The following is an 18,769-nucleotide window of genomic DNA, read 5'->3' as shown; positions in this document are numbered from 1 at the left end:
AATTTTTTTATCTTTTTATTTTAATAATTTTGGATTTCTTATGAGTTCAATTTTAATTTTGAAATTTTTTGATATTAGTTTTAAATTAACACTAATGAAAAATCTTTTAAATGGAAAAGATATAAATGAGTTATTACAAATAAATGTAACTATTACTCCTTTTTTTAGATATTTGAACGTTATAATTTATCCATTAACATTTTTATTTGCAACTACTTTGTAATAATTTAATTTTGTCATTTTATTTTTATGATAGAATGCTAAAATTAAATAAAAAAGGATATATACCATGCAATATTTAGTAATTGCTTATGATAACGATAACGCTCTTGAAAGAAGACTAGCTGTAAGAGATGCACATGTTGAAGGTACTAGAAAATTAATGGCTGAAGGTAAAATTATTAATGCTGGTGCATTAATTGAAGATGAAGTAATGGTTGGTTCAACTTTATTAGTTGATTTTGCAACTGATGATGAAATTGACGAGTGGTTAGAAAATGAACCATATGTTAAAAACAATGTTTGGAATATGGACGAATTCCAGATAGTTCCTGTTAAATTGCTCCCAAAAAACTAATTATCTAATCAAATAAGCCCATAATATCGGGCTTATTTCTACTTTTGAATATCATATTACATCATACTAAATCATAATAAATTAGACTAAATCAAGTTTCTTTTAGGTAATATTTCAGGTACTATAAGAATTATTAAAAGATGAGTACCTTAAAAATGCCAAAAATATCAAAACCTCTTAGTGATACAGAGATTAAAAATACTAAATACACTACTGATGAAGAATTTGAGCTATTAAAGAAAGAATTAGAGAAATCTAATTCAAATGAAAAAGCAATAAGAAAAAATAAATTAGCAGATGGGAAAGGTTTGTATCTTATTATAAAAGCTAATGGCTCTAAAGTATGGAGATATGATTTTAGATATGGAAACAAAAATCTTAGTATGTCTTTTGGTGTTTATCCAGAAGTAACTTTAAAAGAAGCTAGAGAAAAACGAGAAGAAGCTAGGCAATTATTATCTAATCATATTAATCCCATTTCTGCGAAACGAATAAAAAAAGCTTCTGAATCTTTAACTTTACAAAATGTAGTTGATGAATGGATTGAATTAAGAAGAAAAAGTTCTAGTGAAGCAACAATTATTCAAAACACAAGAATTTTAAAAAATATCACAAATTGGTTAGGTAGTGTTGCTATTAAAGACATTAAAAGAGTTGATATTATAACTGCATTAGAAAAAATGCAAAATAAAGGAATTATTGAATCTGCTCATAGGCTTTTATCGATAATAAATAAAATATATATGTATGCAGTTACTAAAGAATATATTGAGAATAATATAATTGCAAATATAGATAAAAGTACGATTTTAGTTCCAAATAAAAAAGACACTCATCTTCCTGCATTAATAGAACCAAAAGATATAAAACAATTACTTTTTGATATAAATTCAATAGGTGAGAAATTAAGAAGTGATATAAGTACAGTATTTATATTTAAATTAATTCCTTATGTATTTGTTAGAAGTGAAAATATAAGGCTCATGTGTTGGGATGATGTGGATTTAGAAAAGGGTATTTGGGAAATACCAAAAGAAAAAATGAAAATGAAAGTTGATTTTGTTTGTCCTTTGCCTATTCAAGCAATAAAGATTTTAAAACAAATAGAACCATTTTCAAAATACAGAGGTAAATATGTATTTCCATCTCCATATAAAAATGATAGAGGAGTTTCAGGGGCTACATTATCTGATACATTAAATAAGCTAGGTTATCAAAATAAACACACTTTCCATGGTTTTAGAAGTATGTTCTCAACTATTGCACATGAACTATACAAAGAACATGGTTTCCACTCTGACATTATTGAAGCTTGTTTAGCTCATAAAGAAAAAAATAAAATTAAAGCAGCTTATAATAGAGAATCTAAATATAAACATTTTGACGAGAAAAAAGAATTAATTCAATGGTATGCTGATTGGTTAGATAAAATAATGAATAAAAGCAATAAAATTATATAATTAACCAAATATAAAAAGGATGTTAATGTTAAAAAGGATTAAAATAAAGAATTATAAATCTCTTATACTGGAGGATTATTTGGAACTTAATAATCTTACAATTATTTCTGGTATAAATAATGTAGGTAAAACAACAATTTTAAAATCAATATTAGATATTTACGATTATAGAAATAATAATAGTGATACATTATTATCTCCAACATATTTTCCTCCTTTAACAAGTTTTCAAACAAAAATAAATAATAATGATTTATCAAAAAAAATTGAATTTAATTTTAAGACATCAGAAATTAATGACCTTAATTCCGAAGTAAAAATGGAATACTATTTTGATACTGATTTAAAAGAAGGACAACTTTGTTATTTAAAAATTGAAAATTTTGTTAGAAATAAGTTAGATTCTAGTTTAGAAATTAGTAGAAAAAGCGTTAATGATAAATTTAATGTTGATGCATTTAATTTTTTGAGTCCTTATTATGTAAGAATAAAAGAGGATATGAAAGAAAAAATACCTACCCATTTTAAAGGCATTGCAGATTTTATATTTATTAAATCTCTACCTTTAGAAGGATATTTTTATTTAAATGATAATCCAAGTTTGTATGATTATTTTGAGATAGAAGAAAATGTTGATAAAGTAACTTTTGGTGTTTCTAAGAAAGTAGAAATGATAGTAAAGAGTATTTCTCAATTAAAATATTTAGAGCCTTTACGAAGTCATCCAAGAGAATATTATCATTTAATTGGTGGGCAAAATATAATGTTAAGTAATGGTGATAATGCAATTGATATTTTAGTAAAATTTCGAGATAAAAAAGTTTCTTATTTTAGGAAATTAAAAGATAAAGAATTAAAACATGAGACATTAAACGAAGGTTTAAATTATTGGTTTAAATATTTTTTTAATGAAGTAGATTTTAATATAAAACATGTTGTAGATGATGTTCTAATACAAATATTAATAAATGGTTTTTCAATAAACAATTCAGGATTTGGAATAAGTCAAATCTTACCTATTATTATTCAAGGATTGCTATTAGAAGAGAATGAGTTATTTGTTCTTGAACAACCTGAAATACATTTACATCCAGAGTTAGAAATGAAGTTAGCTACATTTTTATTGTGCTTAGCAAAAAACAATAGACAAATAATTGCAGAAACGCATAGTGAACATATTATAAATCAGATAATACTTGAAAAAATGGATATTCCTGAAATTGAAAGTCTATATAAAATTTATTTTTTACATCGTAATGAAGATAATGTAGAGTTTGAAAATATCGAAATTGATTCAGAAGGTGAAATTCTTAATTGGCCAGATGGTTTTTTTGATCAATATATGAATTTCACAAAAAAATTAATGAAAAAAAGAATTGGTATTGATTAATATTTCTATAGATCCTAATATATATATTTCAGAAATCTCAAAAATAAAAGAAAATAATTATTTAATAAGTGAGATTTTTGATAATATAAAATGTAAAACTATCAAAATTATTTATAATAAATATTTAGATCAATATAAAGAGTTAAGTGGATATAAAAATTTATTCAATATTGATTTAAATTCAAAATTAACTTTTAGTGAAATATATTTTGCTAGAAATAGCCATAAATTAAAATATATTAAAGAAGTATATTCATATCAAGATACAGATAATTGTTCTTTTATTGAAAAATTACCTAATGAAATACATGGTTTTATATCTAGTGCACTAAGAATTCAATATAATGATTATTACAATAATATAATAATTAGCAATAAAAATTCTGAAAGCGTTTGTGAAAATAAATTTGAGTTATTCAATAATATTGACATATTAAAGTGGCAAATGGATAAAAATTTAAGAATTATTAGCAATAATGAATTATGTCAAAAGATATTAGAAAAAGAATTCTTTTATTATTTAGATACTGTTAAAGTATTTTTGGGAATTAGATTAAAAGAAAAAAAGAATATTATTTTTAGTCAAAATTTTATTAATAGTGTAATTAAATGCGAGAAAGATTCAAAAAATTTTATCACTAGTTTAGTTAGAGGAATTTATTATCCAATGTATTTATTTTCTAATGGGCAATGTAATAGCCCATATATTATAGAAGCACATCCTCATAGTCCAAGATATAAAAAAGATAAAAATATTTATATTAACAAAAAACAAACGACTCTTTACGGAGTATACGTTTTAGCAATAAATGCAGTAACTAAAGCACAAGATAATAAATATAGAATTTTTTATGTATTTTTTAATGATATTTATATTATATTATCCTATACAGATGAACATGATTTTAACTATGATGATTTCAAGGTAGAAGAAAAAATCAGTTTTGAATCAATAGAGTATGTTATTAAGAGTAATTAAAGTTCTTTTTATAAAAAAAAGGTATAATTTTCATACTAAAAAGTATATATTTTAGTTAAAAAAGGTAAATTTATGAATCAATTAGACTTAGAAAGACCAACAATCATAAAAAAATAGAGTTGGATTTATATTTAAAAAGGTGTTCAGGGGTTATTCTCTGGGCACCTTTTTTTATTATTCCCTTAAATAAAAAACTTTTAAAGTACTTTATATAAAATTAACATTCTTTTTTCCAGTAATGTGATTTTGCTATTTCAACGTATTTATTTACAGATGATTCAGAATCTACACAAAGAGGATTCAAATTTACATAATATGCATCACCATCCTCAGCATGGATAATAATTTCTTCAATTTTAGTAATATCATTTCTGTGCCAAGCAGTATCATCCACTATTGCACCAATTACAGGAGAAATTTTCCAATTATATTCTTTAAAAACACAATTAGAGATAAGACCTCTTTCTTGAGAATGGCAATATATTGTTCTACGTAATATAACTTTCATTTAATTATCCTTTTTTTATTTTATATAATTGTTTATTTTATCATTATTATTATTATTTAGAATTAACAAAAATATTATACTTTTTCTCAAATTTTTTTGATTTATGTTTATAAATTGTTTACATTAGAGTAATTTCATTTTTTAATTAAATATTATAAATCAAAAAGAGATAGGTGAAAAATTAGAGATAAAGTAAAATAATCATATATTACATATTGTAATATTTTTGATCAGTTAAAAAATTATTATATATAATCTTCTTTCAAATTAAAAAAGAAGGAGAAAAAATGATTGCTAATTATTTAAAATTAAATAAAAAGCCCGGATTAAAAGAATTATTTCTTTTAATAATTTTATTGATATGTTCAATTTTAATAACATACGTATTTACTAGTATTGTTAAAACAAATTTTACATCATTTTCATTTAATATATTTGATGTTATTAGTATAGAACACTGGATAGGTGTTTTTTTATCAGGAGTATTTTTAATTGCTCTATTTAGACCGCTATTTTTGTCCTTGTTATTAAAAATCAAGGTAATTGATAATTATTATGCTTTGTTTCTTCACATAGTAAAGTATGGATTATTTGCTATGCCATTTTTTATATTGACAATTATGATTATGTTAAATAATCAAATTTTAGAAACGTATAACTTTGAGTATGAAAATAATTTAAAAGTTTTATTATGGATAACATTTTTTTCATTTTTTATAATATGGATAGCTTTTTTGGGGACTACTATAAAAAGTTCATTAATGAAAAATTATTCTTTTATTAAATCATTTGCAAAAAATTTACTTGCGTCAATATTAACTGGATTAATCTTATCAGGAATTTCTTTTCCTTATATACTTGATATCAATAAATATGAAGAACCTTTTTATAATAGTGTTTTAGCATTACATGTTAAAAAAAATAGAATTTCAACTGAGCAAAAAGAAATATTTTTAATAAAATTAAAAGAAAATAAAAAAGAAAGGATAAATTAATATAATGGAAACATCAAAACTTGAAAAATTTGCAAATATTAAATATTTACTGTTAATTGTATCATTTGTATTATTTTTAGATATTTTTTTATTAGAAAATAATTTTGAAAATATTTATTGTCTAAAATTAGATTTTTTTAAAAATAGTGTAGGATTTTTCTTAGTATTCTTATGTCTATACTCTTTTTATATTGCAATTGTATCAAAAATGATATTTGCTTTTTTTACTATGATAGTAGAATTAAAAGTTAAAAAAAAGAATAGTGCTTACTATATCGAATATTATAAATTATTGACAAAATCATTTAAAGATAATAATAGTGTAATGTTCAATTATACTCAAGAAAAATGGAAAGAACAAACTCAATTATATGAATCACTTTCTATTTATTATGGAACAGTTTGTTTATTCTTATTTGACTACTTATATTATAAAAATTCAATAATAGATTTATTTTTAAAAAAAATAACAACACATTTTTTACAATCTATAAATTTGATAGATACATTTATTTTTCTTATTATAATTGGTTCTGTTTTTTTCTTACTATTTCTTTTGCCATATTTTCTTTTAAAAGAATACCTAGAAGAGAGAGGTTTTATTCGAATTAATAATCTTATAAAAAAGGAAATTTTAGAAAAAAAATATAAATAATAGAAAATAATGTAATTTTTAATTAAGAAGTTTAGATAAAGTTGTTAATTTTTAACAACTTTATTATTTTTTTATAATTCAATATAAACAGCAATAGGATCAATAATAATTTCATTTGAAGCTTTACCAAATAAAGATAGTTCAATATTTGCTAAATGTTCAATAATATTAGATAATCCCTCTTTTAAATTCTTTCCTTCAATATTTTTAATTTCTAAAGTATTTTCTTTCAAAGTTTGTGTAATTATTCCTAAAATTACAATTTCTTTTTCTGATTGTCTCGAATACTTTTTAATTAAACTTTTCTCACTTTCTCTTAAATTCTCTCTGTTTAATGTAGAAGTAAATAAAAAATTATTAACTTTTTGTTGAATCTCAAAATCTTCAGAAAAGCCATAATTAGTAATCAATGATAAGTTTTTTAAGAAATCATCATCTCTTCTCAAATTATTTGTTTCAGCTAATTTAATTATATTTTCCTTTTTTCGTAATCTTTTAATTTCTTGGTTAAATTGATTTTGTTCTTTTTCTGATAAATTATTTTTATTTTGTAATATTTTTTCTATTTCTGATTCAATATTTAAATATGTAAGAGCTTCACCTAGTGAATTAAAATTTTCAAATAATTCATTAATTTTATTTATATCATTAAAAATAGCTCTTGCTTTTACTTTTACAAATGAAAATTTTTCAAAATCTTCATTTTCAAAAATTGTCTTTTCATCAATATTTAAAATATGCTTTCCTTTTAATAATTCATTTTCCAATAGAATAAAAGAATGATCATGTAAAAATCTTTTTTCAGTTGATTTTATAGTTGAATTAATAACATCTGCCATAATTCTACCACTAGCTAAAGGACCATTTTGTTTTGTTTCTTCACTTTCACTTGATTCATTTTCATTTAAAATATATTCCGTTATTCCTTCAAATAATTGAGAAGATAATGAATACATTTTTTGTTCATCTAAATATAAAAATTGTTTAAACATATTTACCTACTTTTCTTTTTTCTTTTATCTATAAAATCATTATAATATTTATCTCTAGTATTTTTAAAAGACCAAAAACTTATTCCTAAACCTATTATTGATATAATTACACTCATCCATATTAATATTGTTTCAAACATTACTATCCTTTAAATAAATAGCATTTACTCTATGAAAAACTGATGAACTTAAAAAAAACGAAGTTACTACTAGAATAACTGATAATTTTAAAAGAATAGACTTATCGATCATATTTGGTATTTCATCATTTAATATTCCTAAACAAAATAATACACTATAAGCTGCTATATAAACTATAGACATTCCATTTTGTATTGTTTTCCAATTTATATCATTTTTAACATGTTCTAATTCATTAATAATAGAAATATGTAATACTAAACCTAATGCAATAAAATCTGTTGCAACAAAAAAAGTTACATCTTCTTTATTAATGATTGATGTAATTAATAATCTTGATATTATAGGTATCATCCCAACTAAAACAGTATAAATAAACCATTTAATTTTTTTATTTGCCAAATTAACTCTTTGAATTAAATTATTTCAAATTATATAAAAATAATCTTAATTATTAATGTTGAATTTTCAACATTTAAAATATATAATATTTATTTATAAAATTTAAAAACTTGTTATATACCATATAGTTTTCTTTTATTTCAGAGACAGCTTTTTGATGCTGACCTAAAAAATCTTTTCCTACTATTGTGTCTTCAGAGTATTTAAATGTTTTTAAATTTCTTACACTTATCGTATGTCCAAAATCTTGGTAATTTTTATTTAAATCAAAATAATAAGGACCTACAACTTCGCAGATTGTGAAATGATAATCATCATGATGATTGTCAAATGAATGTTTTGGGATAAAAATTATATCTTTTGGTTTTGTATTTAACATTACAGATGAAAGCATTTTCATCCTACCTGCTGCTTCATGACAAGGTAAATGACTTTCATTGTATCCACTATTTGGATCTAAAGGATCTATATTCCAATATTTTTTTAATCCCAGTACATAATTCTTAATCCAACGATTTTTTTCTGTATCATCTGCATCATTATCTACTCCTATTAAATCTAATCCTTCAATTCCCCATCCTTGTCTTAGTTTTCCACATTGCCAAAGTTCACGATGTAAAAAATCAATATAATTATTTGTTTCATATGGAATTTGACCAAGGTCTGTATTCAATAATGTTTCTTTTAAAGATGTTTGATACATTTTATTAAAATTTGTAGGACAAGAATCTTCAATAATTCCTCCTTCATGACCTTTTGCAATTCTATAAACAAATAAATTCATTTTTCCCCCTAATAAAAAGTTTTAATTATTTTACTAAAAGAATTACTCATTTATGACTTTTTTTAATTTTTTATATTATTTGTCACCTTTAGTGAACAACGAGAGGTCAAATTGGGAATAAATTGCGTTAGAAATTTGTGACCACATTTGGCATACTCGCTTGGTTTCTTTTTTGATTATTTTAAATTACAAATATAAGATATTAAATTAGGTATAAATATTATTTAGAAGTTTTAATACGATATTATAAGGTAAAATGTAAGATATTTTTATTATAATACTATTTAATAAGATATTAATAGATAATTTATTAAATATAAGGCGATAATATGGATTCTTTATCATTGGCAAAAAAAAGAGCTCAAAAAGAGCAAGGCTTAGGACGAAAATCAAAATTAGATGATCATTTAAAAGCAATTGAATATTTGTTATATGAAGCAAATTTTAGTTTAAAACAAGTACAAAGTTTTTTAGAAGAAGATTGTAATTGTAAAGTTTCTTATTCTAATTTACAAGGATTTTGTAAAAGAAGATTTTCAAATAAAGATGTATCGAATAATATCAAAAAAGAAAATACTACTAATGAAGATATAGTTATTGAAAATAAAATTAATAAAGAAAAAAAAGTTCATGATATATTTGCAAATTTAAAGCAATAGTAAAAATATTATGAATAATTATTTATTTTAACTAAATCTTTGGTATTAAATATAGTGATTAAAGGATTTGAAAAATGTCTAAAACTAATGATAAATTAAAAAGAATATTAGAATCTGTTGATGATATTAATTTTATATTGAAAGAAAATGTTGAAGATAAGATTTTAAAAGCTGCACTTACGATGAATATAATTATTATTGCTGAACAATTTGTAAAATTAAAAGATGATAATGAATTTGATATATTAAAAAACTTTTCAAATGAAAATTTAAAAGCTATAGATAAGATAAAAGATTCTATTTTAAATGATTATGAAAACTCTAATATAAATGATTTTATTCAAAATATATTACCTGGTATTAAAAATTCAATAATGTATTTAAATAAATTTGGAATACAAATACTTATGAATGAAGAAAAAATCATTAATGAGAATAAATATGATTTAAATTCTATCTATAATGAAATTGATAGATTAGCAGAATTTGCAGGAATGAGAAAAATAGATAAATATAATTACACATCTAAAAATGATTCTCCTAGTGAATTGGGTTGCTTTGTATTTAGTAATTTACAAGAATGTGAATGGTTTATGCAGAATGTTAAAAAAATAACTTGGTTTGATCCTAAAGATGGTATTCAAGATATTCTTGAATATATAAAAAGTAAGAAAAATAAAAAATGAAAATAGATATATTAAGTGATGTACACTTTGATAATTACTTTTACAATAAATATAAAAGTGATGATGTAATCAAATTTTATAGCCAAATTATTGATTTTAATAATTGTGGAGATGTTTTAGTAATTGCAGGAGATATTGGTCATAATAATTTCCAAAATATAAAAATATTAAAGATTCTAAAAGAGTATTACAAAAATATAATTTGTGTTCTTGGAAACCATGATTACTATTTATTAGGGAAAGAGAATAAATCTCAATTCAAAAACTCATTTGCAAGAGTTGAAAATATGAGAGAACTAATCAATAGCGAAGTTGGAATGTATTGTTTAGATGGTTGGATAGTTGAAATAGATGGAGTTAAATTTGGTGGTTGTGATGGTTGGTATAATGATGGATATTTCTTTAGACAATATCCAACAGAAACTTTCACTAGAAAATCAACTAATGTAATGTGGCGAAATATTATGAATGATGCAGAGTTTATTTATGGTGTTGAAAATTTTGATGATATTTTTCAAATTGAAAGACCAAAAATTGAAAAGGTTTTTCAAAAATGTGATGTAATGATTACTCATATAAATCCATCTGCTAAAAATGAACATATAAATATTAGATACCAAAATAATCCATCAAATGTGTTCTTTTGCTTTGATGGAGAAAAATATTTAAAAAATGGAAATATGAAATATTGGATATTTGGACATACTCACGAAGAACTGGAATATGAAGAATATAATGTTAAATGTATCTGTAATCCACTTGGATATTTCAATGAAAGTGGAAATGGCTCTTGGGTTAAGATTAGACAAATAGAGGTTTAAAATGACTAAAAAAGATATGATAGAACTTTTTGGAGAAGATTTAGAGTTTTTAAAAACTAATAAAAACCTAAAAAACTTACTTGATAATCTATGCCCAGACAGAGCAAAATATTTAATGCAAAAAGCTAATAAACAAACTTTTTTAAGAATATTAGAAAATGAAAAATATTTTACTTCTCAACTTGATTTTGAAAATGAACTTTATTCTCTTTTACTGGATAGAGATACTGCTATTTGGAAAAAATTAGCAAATGATAAAACTCTTTCAAACCAAGCAAGACTTAGAAGTGCATATTTATATGTTTATTTATCAAAAAATCCTCTAAAATTAAATTTTGATATTGAAAAATTTAGAAATCAATTTTCTTTTTATCATGGAAATAGATGTGAAGATGGTGATGGTTATGCAAGAATGTTTGGATTAAAAAATGGTTTAGATAATTTGAGATTTAACCAGTTTAAAAATACAGGAAGTTTTTAGTGAATAAAAATTTTATCTTCTTGACACTATGTATCTTTTAAGATACAATGACTTATGTATTTAATAAAACAAACAAATATCTTTTCAAAATGGTTGTTAAAGCTCAAAGATACTCAAGGTAAAGTTGCAGTATTACGAAGAGTTGAGAGAATGAAATTAGGAAACTTTGGAGACCATAAATCAGTTGGTAATAATATAAGTGAACTTAGAATTCCAACAGGTCCAGGATATAGAGTTTACTATACTCAAAAAGATGATGAAATTATTGTTTTATTAGTTGGTGGTGATAAATCATCACAAAGTGATGATATTAAAAAAGCAAATGAGATTTTAAAGGAGCTTGAAAATGAGTAATGTAGAACTTACAAACTTTGATATAGCACAATATCTTGATAATAAAGAAGTAATAGCAGAATACCTATCTCAAATCTTAGCAGATGGTGATATGGATGAATTACTAGAAGCTCTTGGAAATATTGCAAAAGCAAAAGGTATGAGCCAAATTGCAAGTGAAACAGGATTAGGTAGAGAAAGTTTATATAAAACTTTTCATAAAGGCACAAAACCTAAATTTGACACTATTATGAAAATACTTGGTTCACTTGGAGTTAAAGTTCAAGTTACTGCTTAAATTTTAAAGAGTATTGATTATTCTTCTTGTCAATTCTTGATATTATTTTATCAGATTGACAAGGTTCTAAAACTTACTAATTCTTTTAATTAACACTCACAAACTTTACATAAAACTTTTGTTTCAGTAAATGTTTTAAAACCTTTTTTTTGAGTAGTTTCACATTTTTTACAAATAAAACTTACCATTGGTTTACCCATATATTTATCTGCATGTTTTATCTCTTTAAAAGTTGAAATATCAATATTATTTTTCTTACATAATATTTCTATATCATTAAGTTCTTCATTTTGAATAGTAATGACCTTTTCATTTTCTAAATCATTTTTAGAGTTTGAAATAGGATATTTTTTTTCATAATCAATATTTACTGGTTTATGTTCTTTAATTAAAATATTACCAATATTTTCAATTTCTCTTGTTGTAAGCATTGTGTTTGTAATAAGTTTAGAAATTGCTCCTAAAATTTTCATAGGACTTCTTTGAAAATTAGTAACTATTGAATCATAAAATGAATCAGCTCTATAAAAATATTTTGGCAACTCTTTATTTGTTATAACAACATCAGGAAGAAATACTACATAAGATTCAATATGCATTTTCATATTATATTTTTCTAAAATCTCATGTAAAATTTGTTCATGTCTTTTTGATTGTTCTAGTGGATTAGCTTGATTGAATGATTTTCCATTACCATAATCATAAAGCATTGTTCCATCATCATTTATTGTAACTTTTGCTTTTGTATGTTTTGTTTCAACTAAGATGATACCAATTGCTTTATTTATTAATAAATGATCTATTTGAGCTGAAAATTTTTCAGTTTCAAATCTTAAATCATGAAGTACTACATAGTTATCACTATCATTCAATTTAAAATCTATAAAATAAGCTGTATCTTTTTCTCCCTTTAAACCAGTTTCTAGTTTTGAAAGTTCTTTTTTTATTAAAATTTTTTGATTTTCATTTTGAGAGAGATTTAATAAATTCTTTAAAATAGTTATTTGTTTTTCTTTATGTTCATCAATATTCTTTAATGTCATTCAATATACCTTTTATTCAAAAAAATTTATTATGTATTAATTATAGTTATAAATAAATAATACAATGATTATTTTTATAGAAATAATTTAATTTTTAAAATACCTAATCATAAAATGCTTATAATCTTCTATTGTTAAATCTAATTTAGTATTTCCATTTATATACCCAGTAAAATTTAATTCATGAAATTGAAATTCTATAATTGTGTATATTTTGGCTATTTCTTTTATTTTTGAAATTCTTGTTTTAAAATATAAATTCTTTTTATATTGTTCATACTCTTTTGGTAAATATTCATTTAAAAATTTCATATATGTAGTATCTGATACACTAAAATTGCTTTTATTGTTTTGGCTAATATAAGCTAATTGTTTAGGAATAGTATATAAATTTATTAAAAGAGTTTTTATTACTTCAATATTTGAAAGTAAGATATCATTTTTTGTTTTTCTTTTTGTACTCAATTTGTACTCCTTTTTTTATTTCAATATGTAATATTTTAAAATTAAACAAAAATAACATTGTATAATTTTAAAAAATTAAAGGCTTTATCATGTATGAAGAATTAGAACCTAATTATGAAATCCAAGTTTTTGAAAAAAATAATCATCATTTTATAGATAATTATTACACTTATAGTGATGATAAATCTGCTGCATTATCTCAAGGTATCAAACATTTTGAAAATCAATATCCAACTAATAATTATGATTTTGTAGTTGAATATTTAGGTGAATTTCAAAGTGATAGAGGTTTTGAAATGTCATTAGATTCTGAACAATTTAAAAATGATGATCTTGAAAAATATAAACTTGATATTCAAAGAATTTCAAGTATGTTAAAAGAATTTGCTTTCTTTTCATCTGTTGAAGATGATTTAAAATTTGTAAATGAAAAAATAGCTGAAGTTGAAAACTCAAATTTATCAACTACAGATAAAGCTCTTCAAATTAAAGTTTTAAGAGATACTATTGAAACTCTAAGAGAGATTCAATAATCTCTCTTATGTGAAATTTATTTTAAAAATTCTTTCTTTTTTGCTTCATACTCTTCTTGAGTAATAGCACCTTTTTCTTTTAACTCAAACCAATAGTTTAAATCTTTTGTTTCTTCAAAGCCATATATATTTTTAATATGTTGATTTGCTTCATATTCCATTTGAGCATTTTTATTAGCTTCCATTTGTAAAAGTTCTAATGAAATGTTTTTATAAATTGGTAAATTGTTTTTTCTTCTAAATCTTCTAATTGACCATTCTTTTAGTGATAATAATAGTAATGCAGGTAAAGATGCAATTAGAAATAGAAAGAAGTAACCAATAGATCTATTATTAAATAAAGAAAAATGATATATGATTGATGTTGCCTTACTATCTAATGATAGTAGAACAATAAAAGATATAAAACTAAATATAAAAAAATAAATAAATAATCTTATAAAAATACCTCCAGAGAAAAGAACTCCACCTATTACTGCACCCTGTTTTACGTTATTTGAAAAACTCATTTAATTTCCTTTTTTAATTTTAAATAATTATAATATAAGAAAGTAATATTTTTTCATATTACTTTCTTTGATTTATATTCTACTTCCCCAACCAGTTGCTTCATTTTTCATTGATTCAATTGCATTATCAAGTTCTTTACTTCCTTGAACTTCAATTACTTCAAATAAAGTACTATGCAGAGAAACAATTATTTTATAAATAATCACAATACTAAACACAGCAATTGCAATTTCTATAAATCCATCAAAAACATAAATCTTTAGTTTACTTGTCCATTCCCAATGATTGGTGTTAGATGCTTGGTGTTGCAAAGAGTTGTTTTCTAACATTCCGATAATGATTTTCTTACCAAAAATATCACCAATTGAATGTATTAAAGAACTTGCAGTCATTGCCAACCAAACAGCTAAAACAAATATTGGAAGTTCTAACATAGTTGCAAATATTTTCATCGTAAATCTTGATATTGCTTCTATATTTTGTCTTGCAAACATAATAGGCATCATAAATAAACTAGCAAAATGAAAACTAAAAATCTTTATCATAATAACTATAAATCTAAGTAATCCAATTACAACTAATCCAACTATTGGAGTAAGTTCTAGTACTGTTTTTGCTGTTTCATAAGCAAAATACATACCTAATATTCCTCCTCCTAGAGTACCAACTGCTGCTCCTGCAATAGTACCAACTGTTCCACTTAACCAACTTAATATTCCACCACCTGCAGCTGCACCTCCTGCACCTCCAATAGCACCTCCAATTTTTCCAGAGTTTTCAGTAACAACATTAAATATTGTTCCTGCTCCTGGAACAAACATATATGGAATTGAACTCATAATCATATGAGTTCCCCAAGAATCTTCTTTTACTTCATCATTTAGTTTTTCTAAAACTTCACTTCTTTTTGTTTTATATAATCCGCCAATATACTCCGTTTGAAGTTTTGTAACGGGTAATCCAAGAACAGCTAAATATCCAAAGTCTCTATATAACTCATATTGAAATTTTATGAGTCCTTGTAGCATTGGAATTTTATTAGAAGAGTTAGATAATAACTCCATTGATTCATTATTGCTTTTTAGTTTTGAGAGGTTTTCTTGATCTGCATAATAGTTTTTACCACATAGACTTAAACTATATTCAGGATAATAGTTGTCTAAAGGATTATTTCCATTTACTTTATTTAAAACATTTTGATTATAAGCACCACTACTTTTTACTTCTCCATCAACAACTGAATAGTATAAGTTTGAAGTATTACTTCTAATTTTGCTATTTGCATATGCCCATTTTTCACTTGTAGGATATGCAACATTTGGATCTATTGAATATTGATGTCTTCCTTCACTATCAATTAATCCATCATAGTTATAGATATTATTTTCACAAATTTCTGTCACTATTCTTGTAAAGTTTTTTAATTCTTCTGCTTGAGTTTTACTTGCACTTGTTTGAATAATTTGTTCTTTTGTCCCAACTCCACTTTTTTTAATGATTGCGTTTATTTCTGCATCAATAATTACTTTAGCAGCTGCATCAGCCCAATCACTAAATAAGTAATATCCACTTTTTTCAAAATCCTGGTATTTTGTTTTCATGATGTCATACTCTGCAACTACTTGGCCATTGTTTGAAACTTGCTCTTTAAATCCAGTTGGAAAGAATAGTAAGATACCTAATACAATACCTGTAACATATGGAGATACTTTTTCATGATTTTGTTTTTCTTCAACTTTTGAAGAAAGATGAGATAAAGTTTTACTTCCTAATCCCCAGATTCCAAAAAATGCTATTAACAAAATAAGATATATCATACCTACATCACTTAGACCTGTATAAACACTAAAAATTGTTTCTGCATCTGTTAAAATATACTCTTTATTGTCAACAAATTCATTAGAACCTGAATCAAAGTAACTTGATACAAAATTATCTTTTAGTTGTAGTTTACCTGCTGTTTTAGTTGCATCAACATCAACAATATCAGTATCACTCAAAATTGCAGCAGTTAATAGTCTAGGAATAGTTAAATAATTTCCAGTTTGATTTAAAATTGAGCTTTGAATAGAACTTACTGAATCTTGTAAAGGTTTAAATTGATTATCTGCATTATCAATTAAATTTTTATTTTTTTCTTCTGCTTTTTTTAAATCTAACGCAAAGGCTTCTTTTAAATTTGGATAACTTATATCAAATACTCCAATAGGATTATATAAATCTCCTTTTTTTGCAACCATACAAGTAACTATCCCACTTTGAGCATTTATTGAATAAACAGTTGCAGTCCAATCATTACCCACAAAAGAACAAGTTATACTTGATCTTATATTTGCACTATTAATTGGAGTTGCAATTTGTCTTGTTAATTGGCTTTCATTAGAGATAATTCCTCTACTTATAAGAGCTTCTTTAGAAATTGGCAATAAATCATCATTTTTATATTTTTCCATGTCTCCTTTTCTATAATCTTCCATTACATTTGATGTACTTATTTCTGTATATGCAAAAGATTTAAGAGCAAATATAAAACTAAATAGGAAGATTAAAAATGTTTTCATTGTAAGCTCCTATTTTTTCTTACGAAATAGTCTAAAACCAAAGTGAAGATGAAATATATACCTGTAAAACATTTGATAACAAAATCATAATCGTAGAGAAATTTAATATAAATCTCTTTTGATGGATTAGGATAAACGTTAAAAAATGCACTAACCAAAATATCTTCCAAGAGAAGATATAGAAAGCAGTAAATTCCAATATATAATAAAATCCTAATAAATCCATGTATATTTCTTAATCTGTATTTTTCAAGTTGGTTTTCTCTTATATATTGTTTCTTTTCTCTTTGTTGTTCCAGGTGTTTATCAACATCAAAATTGCTACTATATAAATTCTCATACGAAAAAATTCCCATAGTAAAAATTACACTTAGTGCTTTTATACCAAAGCCAATTAAGATTAAAAGGCTTTGGATAAATACAGGAATAGATGTATATGATCTAACATCAATAATAGCTCCTAATTTTACGATAGTAAAATATAGAGCTGTAATTAAAGATACATAAAACAAATATCGTAAATAAACTGGAAGAGTTCTCAAACTTTTAAATAAAAATTGAGACTTGTCAAAGCTACTAAGCCACCATAAACCAAGAGTTGTACCTATATTTTTCATGCACTTGCTCCTGATTTTATTTGTTGTTTTATGAAACTAATTTGTAAATATAAAAGTGGTAATTTTTCAAGGATTATCATCTTCTTTTCTACTTTTTCATTTTTATCTTTGAAAAGGTTTCTAATTTGGATAAACATAGCAAGTAATTCTTGACCATTTTTACCTGCAAGAAAAGGAATATTTATATCTTTTAATAAAGATGCCACAATTTCAATATTTTCATTTAAAGTTTTGATTTCATCAGATATAGCAAGTTGTGTAGCCATATCTGTTTTTGATTTTTGACGCATTACCATTTTTTATCCTTTATTTTAAAAAGAAATAAACAAGTGAACCGATTACAGTACCACCACCTAAAAAACTTATAATTCCTGTCAATATGTTATTTTTTAAATAAGATTTTTCCATTTTTTGATGAAAAATATCAAAATTCTTAATTGCATCTTTTACATTTTGATTTGCATTTTCAAATTTTTTTAAATCAACATCTTTTAATTTTTTTGAGATTTCTTTTTCAAGTTCACTTTTGAGAGTATTTAAATTTTCCCCTAATTGTTCCGTCCAAATTGTTGCTCTTAGTTCGAGTGTATCTTTCAAATTTTCAGCTTTCAATATTTGTTCATCAAGTATTTTTTTATAATTGACTTCGAAATTTGTGAAGTTTTTTAATATTTCTTCGCTTTTAAGACATAAGTCATCAAGTGTACTTACTGTATCAGTAAGATTTGCTATTTCATCATTGATATTTTTAAGTTCTTTTACTAATCCACCATCTTGATCATTTTTTAATGTTGATAAAACTTTCAATTGAAGAAATTTTAATGTGTCAATAAGTTCTTCAATTTGTGATTTATCAATTGCAATTAATTTGTTTTCCAT

The 18,769-nt window shown here is 23.4% G+C and carries 26 protein-coding genes; 14 read left to right on the top strand and 12 right to left on the bottom strand.

What is annotated here, in order from left to right; genetic code table 11:
- Positions 1-40: 40 nt before the first annotated feature.
- The 5 genes from AELL_RS14380 (at position 41) to AELL_RS12205 (ending at position 4,406) form a co-directional block, all read left to right on the top strand.
- The gene (locus AELL_RS14380; RefSeq protein WP_226805990.1) at positions 41-223 is read left to right on the top strand and encodes a hypothetical protein; all 183 of its coding nucleotides are present in this window, start codon (positions 41-43) and stop codon (positions 221-223) included.
- A 66-nt stretch (positions 224-289) separates the two neighbouring features.
- Entirely contained in the window at positions 290-577 is a 288-nt protein-coding gene (locus AELL_RS12220) for a YciI family protein (RefSeq protein ID WP_118918219.1), read from the top strand.
- Between the two features lie 140 nt (positions 578-717).
- Entirely contained in the window at positions 718-2,037 is a 1,320-nt protein-coding gene (locus AELL_RS12215; protein WP_226805989.1) for a tyrosine-type recombinase/integrase, read from the top strand.
- 19 nt (positions 2,038-2,056) lie between these two features.
- The gene (locus AELL_RS12210; protein WP_118918217.1) at positions 2,057-3,427 is read left to right on the top strand and encodes a DUF3696 domain-containing protein; all 1,371 of its coding nucleotides are present in this window, start codon (positions 2,057-2,059) and stop codon (positions 3,425-3,427) included.
- Positions 3,420-4,406 (top strand): hypothetical protein, encoded by a 987-nt coding sequence (locus AELL_RS12205; protein ID WP_118918216.1) that lies wholly within the window; start codon positions 3,420-3,422, stop codon positions 4,404-4,406. The genes AELL_RS12210 and AELL_RS12205 overlap by 8 nt, the downstream gene beginning before the upstream one ends.
- Before the next feature lie 217 nt (positions 4,407-4,623).
- On the opposite strand, the gene AELL_RS12200 is transcribed toward AELL_RS12205, so the two are convergent.
- Positions 4,624-4,914 carry a hypothetical protein gene (locus AELL_RS12200; RefSeq protein ID WP_118918215.1) on the bottom strand — a complete coding sequence of 97 codons (291 nt, stop codon included), beginning with the start codon at positions 4,912-4,914 and terminating at the stop codon, positions 4,624-4,626.
- Positions 4,915-5,510: 596 nt separating this feature from the next.
- On the opposite strand from AELL_RS12200, the gene AELL_RS14375 reads away from it, so the two are divergent.
- On the top strand, positions 5,511-5,909 hold the full coding sequence (locus AELL_RS14375; protein ID WP_152031920.1) for a hypothetical protein: 399 nt from the start codon (positions 5,511-5,513) through the stop codon (positions 5,907-5,909).
- 4 nt (positions 5,910-5,913) lie between these two features.
- Positions 5,914-6,564, top strand: a complete 651-nt coding sequence (locus AELL_RS12190) for a hypothetical protein (RefSeq protein WP_118918213.1) — start codon at positions 5,914-5,916, stop codon at positions 6,562-6,564.
- A 71-nt stretch (positions 6,565-6,635) separates the two neighbouring features.
- Here AELL_RS12190 and AELL_RS12185 read toward each other — a convergent pair whose 3' ends face one another.
- From AELL_RS12185 to AELL_RS12175, 4 genes are all read right to left on the bottom strand, one after another.
- The gene (locus AELL_RS12185) at positions 6,636-7,556 is read right to left on the bottom strand and encodes a DUF6414 family protein (protein WP_118918212.1); all 921 of its coding nucleotides are present in this window, start codon (positions 7,554-7,556) and stop codon (positions 6,636-6,638) included.
- A 2-nt stretch (positions 7,557-7,558) separates the two neighbouring features.
- Positions 7,559-7,696, bottom strand: a complete 138-nt coding sequence (locus AELL_RS14330; RefSeq protein WP_164967262.1) for a hypothetical protein — start codon at positions 7,694-7,696, stop codon at positions 7,559-7,561.
- Positions 7,689-8,099 carry a hypothetical protein gene (locus AELL_RS12180; RefSeq protein ID WP_118918211.1) on the bottom strand — a complete coding sequence of 137 codons (411 nt, stop codon included), beginning with the start codon at positions 8,097-8,099 and terminating at the stop codon, positions 7,689-7,691. Before AELL_RS12180 ends, AELL_RS14330 begins: the two co-directional genes overlap by 8 nt.
- Positions 8,100-8,172: 73 nt before the next feature.
- A complete protein-coding gene (locus AELL_RS12175) occupies positions 8,173-8,883 on the bottom strand; it encodes a hypothetical protein (protein WP_118918210.1) in 711 nt (236 codons plus the stop codon).
- A 329-nt stretch (positions 8,884-9,212) separates the two neighbouring features.
- Here AELL_RS12175 and AELL_RS12170 point away from each other — a divergent pair, with 329 nt between their 5' ends.
- The 6 genes from AELL_RS12170 to AELL_RS12145 all read left to right on the top strand — a co-directional run bounded on the left by AELL_RS12170 (position 9,213) and on the right by AELL_RS12145 (position 12,161).
- On the top strand, positions 9,213-9,542 hold the full coding sequence (locus AELL_RS12170) for a hypothetical protein (RefSeq protein ID WP_014473649.1): 330 nt from the start codon (positions 9,213-9,215) through the stop codon (positions 9,540-9,542).
- 74 nt (positions 9,543-9,616) lie between these two features.
- Positions 9,617-10,228 (top strand): hypothetical protein, encoded by a 612-nt coding sequence (locus tag AELL_RS14370; protein ID WP_226805988.1) that lies wholly within the window; start codon positions 9,617-9,619, stop codon positions 10,226-10,228.
- A complete protein-coding gene (locus AELL_RS12160; protein WP_118918209.1) occupies positions 10,225-11,049 on the top strand; it encodes a metallophosphoesterase family protein in 825 nt (274 codons plus the stop codon). The genes AELL_RS14370 and AELL_RS12160 overlap by 4 nt, the downstream gene beginning before the upstream one ends.
- A gap of 1 nt (position 11,050) precedes the next feature.
- Positions 11,051-11,530: a hypothetical protein gene (locus AELL_RS12155; protein WP_118918208.1), complete on the top strand. Its 480-nt coding sequence runs from the start codon at positions 11,051-11,053 to the stop codon at positions 11,528-11,530.
- Positions 11,531-11,584: 54 nt separating this feature from the next.
- Complete coding sequence (locus AELL_RS12150; RefSeq protein ID WP_118918207.1) at positions 11,585-11,884, top strand: type II toxin-antitoxin system RelE/ParE family toxin; 300 nt, start codon at positions 11,585-11,587, stop codon at positions 11,882-11,884.
- Positions 11,877-12,161 carry an addiction module antidote protein gene (locus AELL_RS12145; RefSeq protein ID WP_014473653.1) on the top strand — a complete coding sequence of 95 codons (285 nt, stop codon included), beginning with the start codon at positions 11,877-11,879 and terminating at the stop codon, positions 12,159-12,161. The genes AELL_RS12150 and AELL_RS12145 overlap by 8 nt, the downstream gene beginning before the upstream one ends.
- Positions 12,162-12,250: 89 nt before the next feature.
- On the opposite strand, the gene AELL_RS12140 is transcribed toward AELL_RS12145, so the two are convergent.
- Both AELL_RS12140 and AELL_RS12135 read right to left on the bottom strand, forming a co-directional pair.
- Positions 12,251-13,204, bottom strand: a complete 954-nt coding sequence (locus AELL_RS12140; RefSeq protein WP_118918206.1) for a nuclease-related domain-containing protein — start codon at positions 13,202-13,204, stop codon at positions 12,251-12,253.
- 87 nt (positions 13,205-13,291) lie between these two features.
- Positions 13,292-13,669 carry a hypothetical protein gene (locus tag AELL_RS12135; RefSeq protein WP_118918205.1) on the bottom strand — a complete coding sequence of 126 codons (378 nt, stop codon included), beginning with the start codon at positions 13,667-13,669 and terminating at the stop codon, positions 13,292-13,294.
- Between the two features lie 89 nt (positions 13,670-13,758).
- Here AELL_RS12135 and AELL_RS12130 point away from each other — a divergent pair, with 89 nt between their 5' ends.
- Complete coding sequence (locus AELL_RS12130; protein ID WP_118918204.1) at positions 13,759-14,202, top strand: hypothetical protein; 444 nt, start codon at positions 13,759-13,761, stop codon at positions 14,200-14,202.
- Positions 14,203-14,219: 17 nt separating this feature from the next.
- Here the strand turns inward: AELL_RS12130 and AELL_RS12125 are convergent, their stop codons facing one another.
- From AELL_RS12125 to AELL_RS12105, 5 genes are all read right to left on the bottom strand, one after another.
- Complete coding sequence (locus tag AELL_RS12125) at positions 14,220-14,711, bottom strand: SHOCT domain-containing protein (RefSeq protein ID WP_118918203.1); 492 nt, start codon at positions 14,709-14,711, stop codon at positions 14,220-14,222.
- A 72-nt stretch (positions 14,712-14,783) separates the two neighbouring features.
- Entirely contained in the window at positions 14,784-17,273 is a 2,490-nt protein-coding gene (locus AELL_RS12120) for a hypothetical protein (protein ID WP_118918202.1), read from the bottom strand.
- A complete protein-coding gene (locus AELL_RS12115) occupies positions 17,270-17,890 on the bottom strand; it encodes a hypothetical protein (RefSeq protein ID WP_118918201.1) in 621 nt (206 codons plus the stop codon). The genes AELL_RS12120 and AELL_RS12115 overlap by 4 nt, the downstream gene beginning before the upstream one ends.
- Positions 17,887-18,186, bottom strand: coding sequence for a hypothetical protein (locus tag AELL_RS12110; RefSeq protein WP_118918200.1), 300 nt, complete (start codon positions 18,184-18,186; stop codon positions 17,887-17,889). The genes AELL_RS12115 and AELL_RS12110 overlap by 4 nt, the downstream gene beginning before the upstream one ends.
- Positions 18,187-18,196: 10 nt before the next feature.
- Entirely contained in the window at positions 18,197-18,769 is a 573-nt protein-coding gene (locus tag AELL_RS12105; protein ID WP_118918199.1) for a hypothetical protein, read from the bottom strand.

The organism is Arcobacter ellisii (genome assembly GCF_003544915.1).
GTDB classification, from domain to species: domain Bacteria; phylum Campylobacterota; class Campylobacteria; order Campylobacterales; family Arcobacteraceae; genus Aliarcobacter; species Aliarcobacter ellisii.
This window is presented reverse-complemented; position numbering and strand designations above follow the sequence as displayed.